Below are 14,776 nucleotides of genomic sequence, written 5' to 3'. Positions count from 1 at the left end.
AATGAAAAAGATAATTTTAAATATTGCATTAGTATTGGCACTTGTGGTGTCTGTAACCTCATGTAGAGAAACTAAAGAAGGTGCTGAAAAAGCAGGAGATGCTGTTGAAAATGCAGCTGAAAACACTGCTGATGCAGCTGAAGGTGCATTAGAAAAAGCTGGTAAAGCTATTGATAATGCTGTTGAAGAAACTGAAGAAGCTGCTAAAGCTACTGAAGAAGCTGTTGAAGAAGTGACAGGAGACGATGATAACTAGTCTTTCTAATCATAAATAAAAAAAGGTCTGATGTTTATCAGACCTTTTTTTTGACTTAATTCCTTAATTACAATTAGTATTGTAGTAATTTACAATTGTATTTAAATCATCTTTCTCCAATTGTTCTGTTTTAATTTTTTCAACGAGGTCAGGACAGTCACTAAAAAATTTTGCTATTGCCTTTCGAGTGTACATAACCTCAGCCAAATCAGATCCTTTAGATAAAAATAAACGGTTGTGTCCTCCATAAAATCGAATCATTGGTGCATTTGGAATATGACCCGCAGAAGTTGGAGTTGATCCCATAGGCACGAAACTCATACCTCCACCTCCGCCAAAAGATTGACCATAAAGCTGGACTTTCCCTGTTTTTAATACTTCTAAAAAATGTAGTCGTTTTCTATCTTTCTCCACATACATGGTAATAAAAGTTGCTTTACGCTCTTTTTTTACTTTACGCTTATTACCCTTTTCTGTATAACTTACTGTAAAAACTATTGAATCTATATCAGACGCTTCAATTTTTTGAGCCTTATCTTTTTTATGAGCTCTAAAACGTAATGATTCTTTAGGCAATGTTCTAAACCCTCCACCTTGCTTAATGACTGCCTCGCCTTGCAAAACTCTATCAGCATTTAAATATATTGTTGCTGGAGACCAGGTGTACTGTGCATAAGACACTGTAAAACAAAGAAATATTAATAATTGAATACATACTTTCATAGTAGTGATTATCTTAATCTGAAATACTTAGTTAAACGAAAATAACGTATTTATTTATAAAAAAGGAATTGAACGTATGTACTTAAATGTATTAAGTAAAACCTATTAACTACAAGACGTAGTTTATTGTAGTACTGAAAATAACTTTGAAAATAAATCTCCAGCTATTTTCAAAACAAAAAAGCCGAAACTTTCGTTTCGGCTTTTCATCTGTACTGAAGACGGGAATTGCCAATGGCGAGTCCAATATCAACATTGTGAGAAAAGCCAATCCAAATACTTGGATTTCTTTTTGGTTTTCAAAATCATTTCTGAAGTAAACTTCCAACGATTTTGAAAACCAAAAAAGCCGAAACTTTCGTTTCGGCTTTTCATCTGTACTGAAGACGGGACTTGAACCCGTACGTCCTAATGGACATTGGATTTTAAGTCCAACGTGTCTACCAATTCCACCACTTCAGCTTGGTATATTTTTAAGATGCAGAGCGAAAGACGGGATTTGAACCCGCGACCCTCACCTTGGCAAGGTGATGCTCTACCCCTGAGCTACTTTCGCATTATAGCAATTATTTAAATGAACGTTTGTTGTAATTGCGAGGGCAAATTTAAGACTTTTCTTAGAAATGCAAAGCCTTTTAATAAAAAAAAAATGAGTTTTTTTATGCACGCTTCTTTTTCAATAACATACGCTTAATCTCATTAAGTTTCATAAGCGCTTCAACAGGTGTTAAAGTATTGATATCAATATTGACGATTTCATCTTTTATTTGTTCCAACAAGGGATCATCTAAATTAAAAAAGCTCAATTGCATTTCACTGTTTAGAGTCTTCACTTTATCTGTTAACTCTTCACTAGAATGCGATTTCTCCAGCTGTTTTAGAATCTTATTAGCGCGATGAATCACTTGCTGAGGCATTCCTGCCATTTTAGCCACGTGTATACCAAAACTATGTTCACTTCCTCCTTCTACTAACTTTCGTAGAAATAGCACATTGTCTTTCAACTCTTTAACCGATACATTAAAATTCTTAATACGTTCAAATGTTTCGGACATTTCATTGAGCTCATGGTAGTGTGTTGCAAATAAGGTTTTAGCCTTACTTGGATGTTCATGTAAGTATTCACTTATAGCCCAGGCAATAGATATGCCATCATAGGTACTAGTTCCACGACCAATCTCATCAAGTAATACGAGACTTCTATCTGAAATATTATTCAAAATTGAAGCCGTTTCATTCATTTCAACCATAAACGTTGATTCTCCCATAGAAATATTATCACTTGCACCAACTCTTGTGAAAATTTTATCTGTGAGACCTATTTGAGCTGATTCTGCAGGAACAAAACTTCCCATTTGCGCCAATAAAACAATTAATGCCGTTTGACGCAAAATTGCCGATTTACCAGACATGTTAGGTCCTGTAATCATAATAATTTGCTGTTTGTCTCTATCCAGATACACATCATTTGCTATAAAAGGCTCTCCATGTGGTAATTGCTTTTCTATAACAGGATGTCTTCCATTTTTAATATCTAACTCAAACCCGTCTGTAAGTATTGGTCTAGAGTAGTTATTTTCTATAGCTAGCTGTGAGAACCCAATCAAACAATCTAATTGCGCAATAAGTGCCGAATTTTTCTGAACGGGTTTAATAAACTGACTTATCCAACCTACTAGCTCAGCAAACAACTGTTGCTCAATGGCCAGAATACGCTCTTCTGCTCCTAATATTTTGGTTTCATATTCTTTTAGTTCTTCTGTGATATAACGCTCAGCACTTACCAATGTTTGCTTTCTAATCCACTCTTCAGGAACTTTATCTTTGTGTGTGTGACGTACTTCAATATAATAACCGAACACATTATTAGAGGCAATTTTTAAGGATGTAATTCCTGTACGCTCGCTTTCACGTTCTAACATTTTATCGAGGTAATCTTTTCCGGAAGCAGAAAGGTCACGTAATTCTTTTAATTCTGAAGAAAAATCGGAAGCAATCGTATGTCCTTTTAAAATATTAACTGGAGCATCTTCATTTAATGTGGCTTTAATACGTTCACGAAGCGCTTCGCAAGCATCCATTTGCTCTCCCAAATCTTGCAATGCTTTGTTTTTAGTTTGAATCGCCAAAGCTTTAATTGGTACAATCGCTTCCAGAGCATTTTTGAGGTGAATCACTTCACGAGGTGTGATTTTGGCTGTTGCAACTTTAGAAATAAGGCGTTCTATATCTCCTATTTGTTTTAATTGAAGTTGTAGTTTCTCTAATAAAAGAGTATCATTTTTCACATACTCAACCACATCATGCCGATAATTAATCTGATCTAAATTCACCAATGGTAATGCCAACCATCTTTTAAGTAATCGCCCACCCATTGGAGAAATTGTTTTGTCAACAACGTCAATCAAGGTTACAGCATTTTGGTTAGTAGACTGATATAACTCTAAGTTTTTAATGGTAAAACGATCCATCCAAACATGCTCTCCTTTTGTTAAGCGTTGAATCGATGTTATATGCTGTAATTTATGATGCTGCGTTTCTCCTAAATAATGCAAAATTGCTCCAGAAGCGACAATGCCTTCATATAAATCATCAATTCCAAAACCCTTTAAAGATTTTGTGTTGAAATGTTTCAACAACGTTTCATTAGCATAGTCATCCTGAAATACCCAATCTTCGAGGTAAAAAGCATGAAAATCATTTCCAAAAGCTGTATCGTACTTTTTCCTATTAGGCTTAGCTACCAAAACCTCACTTGGTCTAAAGTTTTGAAGCAGTTTGTCGACATATTCAGTATTACCTTGAGAGATAAAAAACTCTCCTGTAGATACATCTAAAAAAGAAACACCTACCCATTGCACACCAAAACAAACGGCTGCTAAAAAATTATTGGTTTTAGAGTTTAATATATCATCATTGAGTGCTACACCTGGAGTTACTAATTCGGTTACTCCACGTTTAACAATCGTTTTTGTTTGCTTCGGATCTTCTAATTGATCACAAATAGCAACGCGTTCTCCTGCTTTAACTAATTTAGGCAAGTAGGTATTTAAGGAATGATGAGGAAACCCAGCCAGTTCGGTTTCTGTTTTACTACCTGCTCCGCGTTTGGTTAAAATGATATCTAAAATTTTTGACGCTTTTACAGCATCTTGTCCAAAGGTCTCATAGAAATCACCTACTCTAAATAATAATAACGCATCAGGATATTTAACCTTGATGGCATTATACTGTTTCATTAACGGTGTTTCTTTTTTTGCTTTTTTAGCCAATGGTTTACGTATTTTTGTGAAAATTGTAAGACTGCTAAAGTACTTATAATTTGAAGTTTTATAAAGCTCAAAAGGCATAAGTTATCTACAAAACGTATAAGATTTTAACATGCGAAAACTAAAAAACAGTGAACTCGACCGATTAAATATTGAGGAATTTAAGTCTGCCGAAAAAACACCACTAATTATTATTCTGGACAATATCAGAAGTTTAAATAATATTGGTTCGGTATTTAGGACGAGTGATGCTTTTTTAATTGAAAAGATATATCTCTGTGGCATTAGTGCAACACCTCCTCATAACGATATTAGAAAAACAGCTTTAGGCAGCACCGAAACAGTTACTTGGGAATATGCCGAACACACCATGGACGTCGTTAAACAATTACAATCAGAAAATATTAAAGTCATTTCTATCGAGCAAGCCGAACGTTCGACGATGCTAGATACTTTTCAGCCTAAAACTAATCAAACCTACGCCTTGGTTTTTGGAAATGAAGTCAAAGGCGTTGCTCAAGATGTTGTTGATGCCAGTGATATTGTTATTGAAATCCCACAATTTGGAACCAAACATTCATTGAACATTTCAGTAAGTTGTGGTGTGGTTATCTGGGATATGTTTAGCAAGCTCTCTAAAATCCAAAGTAGTTGAAAAAAACGAAGACACCTTGGCCAACAAAAGCTGCCATGACTCAAATTTATGAGCAATACCTTTGGGGCGGAAAAGCATTTGATTTTTATTCTGGCGAAGGCTCTCATGATCCAAAAATTGTCGTTCCTTACCTTGAAGCTATAACCACATTTTTTAAATCTCATAATAACACTTTAACTGTATGCGATTTGGGTTGTGGTGATTTTAATATTGGAAAGCATCTGTTTAAATACACTTTAAAATACGATGCAGTTGATATTGTTGAGCGTCTTATAGAAAGAAATAAAATTACCTTTAAAGAAGACCATCTTCAATTTCATTGTTTAGATATTGCAAAAGACCAACTGCCTGTTGCAGATTGCGTCATCATTAGACAAGTGCTTCAGCATTTATCGAATGTAGAAATTAATTCGGTAGTCAAAAAACTAAGCGATTACAAATACATTATTATTACCGAACATATTCCTAACGAAGATTTCATTCCGAATAAAGATATTATTTCCGGACAAGGCATACGGCTAAAACATAAAAGTGGTGTTGACTTACTTAAAGCGCCTTTTAACTTAAAGGTTACTGAGCAATCTATTTTACACACCTATGTTTTGGAAGGGAACAAAGGTCTTATTTTAACCTCACTCTATACCTTATAACTTCTTTTGATCAGAGTCACATATCTCACCCAATAACCACAAATAATCGGCTCGATTTTTCACAAAATCTTTATCTGATATGTCAATAATTTTGACATTGAGTTCAGATTGTTTTTTTAAGAAGTCCAGATATCCTGAATTTATTTTTTCCAGATATTCATCATCAATATTCTGCTCATAATCACGACCACGCTTTTTTATATTTTCTTGCAAACGTTGTGTGTTTTGATATAAATAGACATATAAATCAGGCTTGGCTATGTCTTTATACATCAAATAGAATAGCTTTCGATAGAGTTTGAACTCATCTTCAGGAAGTGTGATTTTTGAGAAAATCAAAGATTTATAGATATCATAATCACTAACCATAAAGTCTTTAAACAAATCTAATTGTGATAAATCATCACTAATTTGTTGATAACGATCTGCTAAAAACGACATTTCTAAAGTAAATGCATAACGCTGTGGTTCCTCGTAAAATTTGGGTAAAAAAGGATTATCAGCAAAACGCTCTAAAATGAGTTTCGCATTAAAATCATTAGAAATCTGATGCGCTAAACTTGTCTTTCCTGCTCCGATATTACCTTCTATAGCAATATAATTATAAGCCGAAAAATCAAACTGTCGTGATGGATTCTTTAACCATATCTTAATGGCTTCAATATCGCTTGTATCCTTACATTCTAAATGCAGCTCATCAACGGTTTTCTTTAATTTTGGATGCTCAAATTTTGACGCAATATCTTTTAAAGGTTGTAAAACAAATTGTCGGTTTTGGAGTTCAGGGTGTGGTAGTTTTAAAGTTTCCGAAGAAAAAATATCTGAATTAAAAAACAACATGTCTAAATCTATAGGTCGCGACTCATAAGTCTGAGATTGTGACTTCTCACGACCTAATCTGGTCTCTATCGTTTGTAATTTTTCAAGAACATCATCTGCCGAACACATCGTTTCTACATGAATACATGTATTTAAAAAATCGTCACCTTCAAAACCTATGGCTGGTGTATTGTAAACCTTAGCAATACTGCCTACTTTACCAATTTTGGCATAAATTAAATCTACAGCATCTTGCAGATTTTTTAATCTGTCACCTTTATTGCTTCCTAGAGCGATGTAAACTTGGTTAGTTGAATTCATATAGAATGTCAAAATAATGAAAAGAAATCCATTTTAGCTTATATTTACGCTAAGTATTTATTCACAATTTATGACCTTAAAAGACAAACTTGTTGCTCAGAAAATTTATTTATTTCTCGCTGCCTTGTTTATCACGTCTTTAGTCGTTTCGAATCTTATCTTTAAGAAGTTTTTTTATTGGCATCCATTTGATGTCGAAATTTTTGGAGCTAAACTTTTTGAAATATCTGTTGGAATTTTACCATATCCCATTACTTTTTTAATTACAGACTTAATTAGTGAAATCTATGGAAAAAAGCGCGCCAATCAAGTCGTTGTAGCTGGTATTTTTGCGTCTATATTTTCACTACTCATCATAGTAGTTGCCGATAGCGCTCCTGCAATAGAAACATCTCCGGTAAAAGACGACTTGTTTTCGACTGTGTTTGGCAGTTCGGCTATAGCTGTATTTGCCAGTATGACCGCTTATTTATTTGCTCAATTTATTGACATTCAAATTTATCACTTTTGGAAACGGCTTACTAAAGGCAAGCATTTATGGCTTAGAAATAACTTTTCGACCTGGTTTTCTCAATTTATAGATACATTATCGATTGTGACGCTATTATGCAGCTTCGACATCTTGCCTTGGAGTAGCTTTAAAGGACTACTAATAAGCGGTTTCCTTTTTAAAGTTCTCGTTGCAGCTTTAGATACACCTTTACTATATCTAGGTGTATATATATTTAGAAAACGTTTTAATTTAAAAATCAATGAAGAGATCGAACTCATCTAAAGCACAAAAAAACATATCAAATGGGTTAAAGTTTTACTAAACTTTTGTTTTAATTAACCTTAAATTATATTCTAAACGTATATAGCATACAAAGCAACCCTATGAAAAAAGTACTTAAAATTACTGGAATAACTATTCTTATCATTTTTTTCTTGCTCATTGCCATTCCTTTTGCCTTTCAAGGACAAATAAAAGATATGGTTAAAAGCTTTATTAATGACAACTTAAATGCTAAAGTAGAATTTAGCGATTTGAGTTTGAGTTTTATCAGAAGTTTTCCGCAGGCACATGTAACTGTAGATGATCTGGTAATCACCAATTATAAGCCTTTTGAAAACGAAACTTTTGCTACGGCAAAAAACATAGCATTTACAATGTCGGTAAAAGAGCTTTTTAAAAGCGCTGATGAAGACCCAATTGTTGTTAATTCTATAGCTATTGATGAAGCTTTGCTAACTCTAAAAACTGATGCGTTTGGAAACAATAATTACGACATCACTAAAGAGAAGGCAAATGCATCGGTAAGTGCCGATTCATCTGGAGGCTTTGCGTTTGACATTGAAGATTATAAGATTAACAATAGTGCCTTTACTTATATTGATGAAAAATCAAATACTCAGATATATATTTCAGAATTAAACCATTCTGGAAATGGTACATTTTCCGAAGAACAATCACAACTCGATACCGAAACTTCAGCCAATATTAGCATGAGTATTGACAGTACTCAATACCTCAATGAAAATGCTATAAAATTAGATGCTCTTATTGGTATGAATCTAAAGGAGCAGAAATACACCTTCATGGAAAATAAAGGCTATATCAATCAATTGCCACTCGTATTTGATGGTTATGTACAACAACTTGAGGACGGTCAGGATATTGATATCACGTTTGAAAATCCAGAATCGTCATTTAAAGATTTTTTAGCCGTCATCCCTGAAGCTTATTCTAAAAATATGTCATCGGTAGAAACCACTGGTGATTTTAAAGTTAACGGTATTATTAAAGGAAAAGTGACCGAAACAACTATTCCGACATTAGACATTAACATCGTATCTAATAATGCGTCTTTTAAATATCCCGATTTACCAAAACGAGTTAATAACATTTCAATTAACACCTCAATTAAAAATACCAGTGGTAATGTTGACGACACTTTTGTAGATATTAAAACACTCAATTTTACTATCGATGATGATGTGTTTAAATCGAATGCTGTTATTAGAAACTTAACAAAAAACATGCTGGTTAATGCCAATATTGATGGTACTTTAAATCTAGCAAACATTACAAAGGCATATCCTATAGATTTTGACAAACAATTAAGCGGAATTTTAAAAGGGAAACTCAATACATCTTTTGATATGAATGCTATTGAAACCAATGCCTATGAACGCATCAAAAATAATGGTAGTGTGAGTTTAACCGATTTTGTATTTTCTTCGGAAGACATTGTCAATCCTATTCAAATTAATACAGCAAACATGACCTTTAACCCAGGAAATGTGTCATTAAATAGTTTTGATGCCAAAACGGGAACCAGTGATTTCAAAGCCACAGGTACAATTAAAAATTTACTCGGGTTTTTATTAAGCGACAAAAAATTACAAGGAAACTTTAATGTGAATTCAAATAATTTTGTCCTAAGTGATTTTATGGTCGAAGATGAAACAGCTACTAAAGATTCAAACAAAACTACATCTGAATCAGAATCTTTGAAAATTCCTGATTTTTTAGATTGCACTATCAATGCCAATGCAAAAACAGTAGTTTATGATAATCTAACTTTAAAAGATGTAAATGGTACGCTTGCTATTAAAGATCAAGAAGCTAATTTGCAAAATCTGACGTCAAATTTATTTGATGGTGTACTAGCCTTAACAGGAACGGTATCCACCAAAACTGATGTTCCGGTTTTTAATCTCAATTTAGGCGCCGAAGACTTTGACTTATCAAAATCTTTTAAAGATTTAGAATTACTTCAAAATTTGGCTCCAATTGCCAAAGCATTACAAGGAAAATTAAATACAGTAATCAAACTACAAGGAACACTAGATGAGGAGTTCTCACCTAACCTTAGCACAATTTCTGGTGATGCTTTTGCCGAATTATTAACAACAAGCATTAATAAAAATGAAGCCTCAGTTTTAAATAAACTCAATGGTGCTTTAAACTTTATTGATTTTGATAAAATAGATTTAAAAGATATTAAAACCCGATTAGATTTTTCAAACGGACTCGTTAACGTAAAGCCTTTTAATCTAAAATATAAAGATATAGGTATCGTTGTATCAGGAGCGCATGGTTTTGACAAAACCTTAAATTATAATGCCGTTTTTGAAGTACCTGCAAAATATTTAGGTAGTGAAGTTAACCGTTTAATTGGAAAGATAAATGACCCTGAAGTCAATAAAATCACAATTCCTGTCACGGCAAATATTACTGGAACATATTCGAGTCCGAAAGTACAAACCGACCTAACAAGTGGTGTTTCAAATTTAACCAAACAACTCATTGAAATTGAAAAACAAAAATTACTAGATAAAGGAAAAGATAAAGTCAGTGATATATTAGGCGGAATTCTCGGTGGCACTAAAAATGAAACGACAAAAGATTCAACATCTGTAAAAACAGACACCACAAAAACTTCAGATCCTTTAAAAGAAGGCGTAAAAGATTTACTGGGAGGCTTACTTAAAAACAGGAAAAAGAAGCAAGATTCAACTAAAAATCAGTAAGGTTTTATTCTGAAAAGTTAATAAAACCTTAAAAAATCGACCTTTTTAATATTTTTTTGTAAAGAAGTAGCTTTTTATTTGCTTTTTTCAAATTAAAAGTTACATTACATTCTTGCGAACTATTTAAAACAAGATAGAATATATGAGGCAATTAAAAATTACCAAACAAGTTACCAACCGTGAATCTAAATCCTTAGATAAATACCTACAAGACATCAGTAAACTTCCAATGATTACTGCTGAAGAAGAAGTTGAACTCGCACAGCGAATAAGAGAAGGCGATCAATTGGCTTTAGACAAACTCACGACGGCAAACTTGCGTTTCGTAGTTTCTGTTGCTAAACAATACCAAAACCAAGGGTTAACGCTTCCTGATTTAATTAATGAAGGTAATGCTGGATTGGTTAAAGCAGCTAAGCGTTTTGATGAAACGAGAGGTTTCAAATTCATTTCTTATGCTGTTTGGTGGATTAGACAAGCAATTTTACAAGCTTTAGCAGAACAATCTCGAATAGTTAGATTACCTTTGAACAAAATTGGTTCAATTAATAAAATCAATAAGACGTTCTCATTTTTAGAGCAAACCCATCAAAGACCTCCTAGTGCTGAGGAAATCGCACAAGAATTAGATATGACAGTTTCAGAAGTGAAACAATCATTAAAGAATTCTGGGAGACATTTATCAATGGACGCACCTTTAAAAGAAGGTGAGACCTCAAGTTTATACGATGTTGTAAAATCCGGTGAGTCACCAAATCCAGATAGAGACTTGATGAAAGAATCGCTTAATGTTGAAATTAATAGAGCGCTAGACACTTTATCACAAAAAGAAAGTGATGTGATTCGTTTAAATTTCGGATTAAGTAATGAGCCACCAATGACATTAGATGAAATTGGAGCGACATTTGATTTAACAAGAGAGCGTGTAAGACAAATTAGAGAAAAAGGAATCAAGCGTTTACGCCAAGATTCAAAAAGTAAAATATTAAAAACGTATTTAGGATAGCCCTAAACCAATAACTACAAGTATTACAATGATTAAAATTTTAGTAAAAGAAGGAGAAAGCATTGAACGTGCTTTAAAACGTTACAAAAGAAAACACCGTAACGTTAAGACGATGCAAAACATTCGTGAGAACCAGTTTTTCACAAAGCCGTCAGTAAAAAGAAGACGTGAAATTCAAAAAGCCGGTTATATCCAAAACTTGAGAGATCAAGAGGATATTTAGTGGTTTTTCACTTGATATAAAAAAAGCATCCCGACATTATCGGGATGCTTTTTTTATGTTTTAACTGTAAGTTTTTTAAAACAAGGCCTACAAACTCCACATGATTCTTTTGTATGTATTCATCGGATTATTAGCAAGTAGCATTGGAGCTCTACCTTTAGGCGCTTCCAACATTGCAGTAATAAATACCACCATAAAACAAAATGCAAAACAAGCGCTTAAAATTGCTATTGCAGCAGGTATAGCCGAAGTTCTGCTCTCCTACTACGCATTGCATTGCAACATAGTCATTAGAGACTTCTTTGATCGCAATATGTGGATTCAAATTCTTGTCGTAGTCGTTTTAATGACTATTGGTAGTTATCTGATTTTTAAAAAAACGACTGAGAAAATGCAAAAAAAGAATGCAATCATCTCTTCAAAATATGTTATAGGTTTTCTTTTAGGACTCTTAAATCCTCCAGTACTCATCTATTGGATTGTTGCTTTTGGCATCATTAACAATTATGATTTAATGCTATCAATTGGATCACCATTACCAGTATTATTCTTATTTTTTTCAGGAGTATATATAGGTAAACTAATAACGCTTTATACCTACAGTAAATTTAGTATTGCCTTAAAAAACAAGGTGCATAACATCACTTTTGTGATGAATAAAATCACAGGTGTTTTACTAATTATTATAGGAATTACTCAGGCAATTACGATATCACTTTAAGCTATAGTAAACTTTATAACAAGCCCTTCATTAGCTCTTACATTAAAAACAGTATCATCATTAAATATGAGATACTGGCCTTTAACACCAACTAATATACCTGTGTACGATTGCTCCTTAATCATATTAAGGCTTTTAGGTTTTACAGGGTATTTTTGCACAGGGAATTCAAGATGAGTTTCAGAATTAGACGCAATGTAATACTCTTGCGCTTCGTCAGGAATATGGCTTTTTAAGCGCTCTCGCCACTCTACTAAATTTTCATCCTCTATATCATTCTTTAGCATTTTCCTCCAGTTGGTTTTATCTGCCACATAATCTTTTAGCGCAACTTCAGTAATACCAGCGAGGTAACGATTTGGCACCTCAACAATTTCTATAGCTTCATGCGCTCCTTGATCTATCCAGCGTGTTGGCACCTGAGCCTTTCTGGTCACTCCAACCTTAATGTTGCTTGAGTTGGCTAAATACACAATATGTGGTTGCAATTGCACTTTTTTTTCATACTCCAAATCACGATCTTCTTTTCCTAAATGTGCTGTTGACAATTCTGGTCTCATAATCCAATCACCAGCTTGAGGAATATCAAAAAAATCTTCTTTACAAAACCCTTGGCGATAAATAGGTTTATCTAATCCGCATTTTAAACATTGGTATTTTACAAACTCCATAGTTATCGTTTTACCTAATAACTGGTTCATATTCAGGAAGTCATTTTCTAATATCAAATAATATTGTATCGGCTCAGCAAACTCGGTTTGCATCTTTGTTAAAACACCTTGATAAAACATATAAAAAAAAGTATTATTTTTAAAACTTAAAGATACTATAAAAATGCCGATTCCATTAGTAAATTCTATTGCTTCGTGGTTTTTAAAAAAGCGATTTCATCAAATTGAATTGTTTTTAAAATATCCCAATGAAGTCCAAAATGAATTACTATTTCAGCTCCTTTCTACTGCAAAGGATACTGAAATCGGTAAGACTTACGACTTTAGCTCAATCACCAATTATAAGACCTTTTCTGAACGAATTCCTATTTCCTCGTATGAAGATTGTCAGCATATGATTGAACGCTCTCGTCGAGGAGAACATAATATTTTTTGGCCGCATCCTATACGATGGTTTGCCAAATCTAGTGGAACCACTAATGCTAAGAGTAAATTTATTCCCGTAAGTACAGAATCGCTCGAGGATTGTCACTATGCTGCCAGTAAAGATTTGCTGTGTATGTATTTAAATAACAATGAAGATTCCCAGCTGTTTACAGGTAAAAGTTTACGATTGGGAGGCAGTAAAGAATTGTATAAAGAAAATGGCACTGCTTTTGGTGATTTGTCTGCAATATTAATTGACAATATGCCTTTTTGGGCTGAGTTTAGTAGCACACCCAGTAGCAAAGTCTCTTTAATGAGCGACTGGGAAATTAAGATGCAAGCCATCGTTGAAGAAACAAGAAATGAAAACGTGACCAGTTTAGCTGGTGTACCTTCTTGGATGCTTGTACTACTTAATAATGTCTTAGATGCTACAGGACATGAAAGTCTTTTTGACATCTGGCCAAACCTAGAAGTTTACTTCCATGGAGGTGTGAGTTTTGTACCTTATGTGGATCAATATAAAGCCATTTTGCCTAAATCTAATTTTAGATATTATGAAATTTATAATGCTTCGGAAGGCTTTTTTGCTATACAAGATCAAAATAACAGCAGCGAGTTATTACTGATGCTAGACTATGGCATTTTTTACGAATTCATACCAATGCACAGTTATGGATCACTTGATCAAAAAGTGATTCCGTTAAGTGAAGTAGAGGTTGGTATTAACTATGCAGTAATTATTACCACCAATGCTGGGCTCTGGCGTTATAAAATTGGGGACACTGTTCGCTTTACATCTATTAACCCTTATCGAATTAAAGTCTCTGGTCGAACCAAACATCATATCAATGCCTTTGGAGAAGAGCTGATTATTGAAAATGCTGAAGATGCGCTTAGAGAAGTATGTTGTTCTACAAATGCTGAAATCGTTGATTATACAGCTGCTCCAATTTTTATGAACGGAAAACAAAAAGGATCACACGAATGGTTAATTGAATTTAAAAAACCACCTCAAGATCTTGAGACATTTAATACCTTATTAGATACAAAGCTAAAGTCATTAAATTCAGATTATGAAGCCAAACGACTTAATAATATGACTTTAAATATGCCTACCATTCATATTGCCAGAGAACATTTATTTTATGACTGGCTAAAACAGCATGACAAATTAGGTGGTCAACATAAAATTCCCAGATTATCAAACAGCAGAGAGTATATTGATGAATTACTAAGCTTAAATACCAGCTCTTAATAAAGTGATTTTATAGTTGACACCTTCAATTGGATAAAAAATTCTTTAAAAATCCGATGAATGGTAAAGTATTTTCCCACACAACGAGTATTTACTGTTGTTTATCCAAAACAGGGGAAAGTGGTTTTTATTATGGAATTATTGCACCTATATTTACGAAGTCTTAAAGCAAAAGATAGTGTAAAACATCTTTTATAAGACTCAAAATTGATAAAAAATATTTTAGATATTGTTTAGCAATATTAGTTTTTAAATCCAAATA

13 protein-coding genes and 2 tRNA genes are annotated in these 14,776 nt (G+C 33.4%); 9 read left to right on the top strand and 6 right to left on the bottom strand.

Translation table 11 applies throughout. The annotated features are described in order from the left end of the window. Position 1: 1 nt before the first annotated feature. Complete coding sequence (locus H7350_RS15870; RefSeq protein ID WP_204346907.1) at positions 2-256, top strand: hypothetical protein; 255 nt, start codon at positions 2-4, stop codon at positions 254-256. A gap of 63 nt (positions 257-319) precedes the next feature. On the opposite strand, the gene H7350_RS15865 is transcribed toward H7350_RS15870, so the two are convergent. The 4 genes from H7350_RS15865 to mutS form a co-directional block, all read right to left on the bottom strand. Beyond that, entirely contained in the window at positions 320-979 is a 660-nt protein-coding gene (locus tag H7350_RS15865; protein WP_204346906.1) for a hypothetical protein, read from the bottom strand. Positions 980-1,357: 378 nt separating this feature from the next. After that, positions 1,358-1,441, bottom strand: a tRNA-Leu gene (locus H7350_RS15860). Positions 1,442-1,463: 22 nt separating this feature from the next. Then, positions 1,464-1,535, bottom strand: a tRNA-Gly gene (locus H7350_RS15855). Positions 1,536-1,638: 103 nt separating this feature from the next. Then, positions 1,639-4,251 (bottom strand): DNA mismatch repair protein MutS, encoded by a 2,613-nt coding sequence (gene mutS / locus H7350_RS15850; RefSeq protein WP_204346905.1) that lies wholly within the window; start codon positions 4,249-4,251, stop codon positions 1,639-1,641. A gap of 109 nt (positions 4,252-4,360) precedes the next feature. On the opposite strand from mutS, the gene H7350_RS15845 reads away from it, so the two are divergent. Continuing rightward, complete coding sequence (locus H7350_RS15845; protein ID WP_204346904.1) at positions 4,361-4,903, top strand: RNA methyltransferase; 543 nt, start codon at positions 4,361-4,363, stop codon at positions 4,901-4,903. A 35-nt stretch (positions 4,904-4,938) separates the two neighbouring features. Continuing rightward, positions 4,939-5,553, top strand: coding sequence for a class I SAM-dependent methyltransferase (locus tag H7350_RS15840; RefSeq protein WP_204347037.1), 615 nt, complete (start codon positions 4,939-4,941; stop codon positions 5,551-5,553). On the opposite strand, the gene folK is transcribed toward H7350_RS15840, so the two are convergent. Further along, entirely contained in the window at positions 5,548-6,693 is a 1,146-nt protein-coding gene (gene folK / locus H7350_RS15835; RefSeq protein WP_204346903.1) for a 2-amino-4-hydroxy-6-hydroxymethyldihydropteridine diphosphokinase, read from the bottom strand. The two genes, H7350_RS15840 and folK, sit on opposite strands and share 6 nt — an antisense overlap. Positions 6,694-6,763: 70 nt before the next feature. Here folK and H7350_RS15830 point away from each other — a divergent pair, with 70 nt between their 5' ends. From H7350_RS15830 to H7350_RS15810, 5 genes are all read left to right on the top strand, one after another. Continuing rightward, positions 6,764-7,468 (top strand): queuosine precursor transporter, encoded by a 705-nt coding sequence (locus tag H7350_RS15830; protein WP_204346902.1) that lies wholly within the window; start codon positions 6,764-6,766, stop codon positions 7,466-7,468. Between the two features lie 101 nt (positions 7,469-7,569). Further along, positions 7,570-10,209, top strand: a complete 2,640-nt coding sequence (locus H7350_RS15825) for an AsmA-like C-terminal region-containing protein (protein WP_204346901.1) — start codon at positions 7,570-7,572, stop codon at positions 10,207-10,209. A gap of 142 nt (positions 10,210-10,351) precedes the next feature. Continuing rightward, positions 10,352-11,215: a sigma-70 family RNA polymerase sigma factor gene (locus tag H7350_RS15820; protein WP_204346900.1), complete on the top strand. Its 864-nt coding sequence runs from the start codon at positions 10,352-10,354 to the stop codon at positions 11,213-11,215. Positions 11,216-11,243: 28 nt separating this feature from the next. After that, complete coding sequence (rpsU, locus tag H7350_RS15815) at positions 11,244-11,438, top strand: 30S ribosomal protein S21 (RefSeq protein ID WP_033957818.1); 195 nt, start codon at positions 11,244-11,246, stop codon at positions 11,436-11,438. 100 nt (positions 11,439-11,538) lie between these two features. After that, complete coding sequence (locus H7350_RS15810; RefSeq protein WP_204346899.1) at positions 11,539-12,159, top strand: LysE family transporter; 621 nt, start codon at positions 11,539-11,541, stop codon at positions 12,157-12,159. Here H7350_RS15810 and H7350_RS15805 read toward each other — a convergent pair. Continuing rightward, positions 12,156-12,950, bottom strand: a complete 795-nt coding sequence (locus H7350_RS15805) for a DUF2797 domain-containing protein (protein ID WP_204346898.1) — start codon at positions 12,948-12,950, stop codon at positions 12,156-12,158. The two genes, H7350_RS15810 and H7350_RS15805, sit on opposite strands and share 4 nt — an antisense overlap. A gap of 43 nt (positions 12,951-12,993) precedes the next feature. Between H7350_RS15805 and H7350_RS15800 the strand changes: the two genes are divergently transcribed. Continuing rightward, positions 12,994-14,514 carry a GH3 auxin-responsive promoter family protein gene (locus H7350_RS15800; protein ID WP_204346897.1) on the top strand — a complete coding sequence of 507 codons (1,521 nt, stop codon included), beginning with the start codon at positions 12,994-12,996 and terminating at the stop codon, positions 14,512-14,514. Positions 14,515-14,776 lie beyond the last annotated feature (262 nt).

The sequence above is a fragment of the Psychroserpens algicola genome (assembly GCF_014526325.1).
GTDB classification, from domain to species: Bacteria; Bacteroidota; Bacteroidia; order Flavobacteriales; family Flavobacteriaceae; genus Psychroserpens; species Psychroserpens algicola.
The sequence above is the reverse complement of the archived record's forward strand: the minus strand, read 5'-3'. Positions and strand labels throughout refer to the sequence as shown.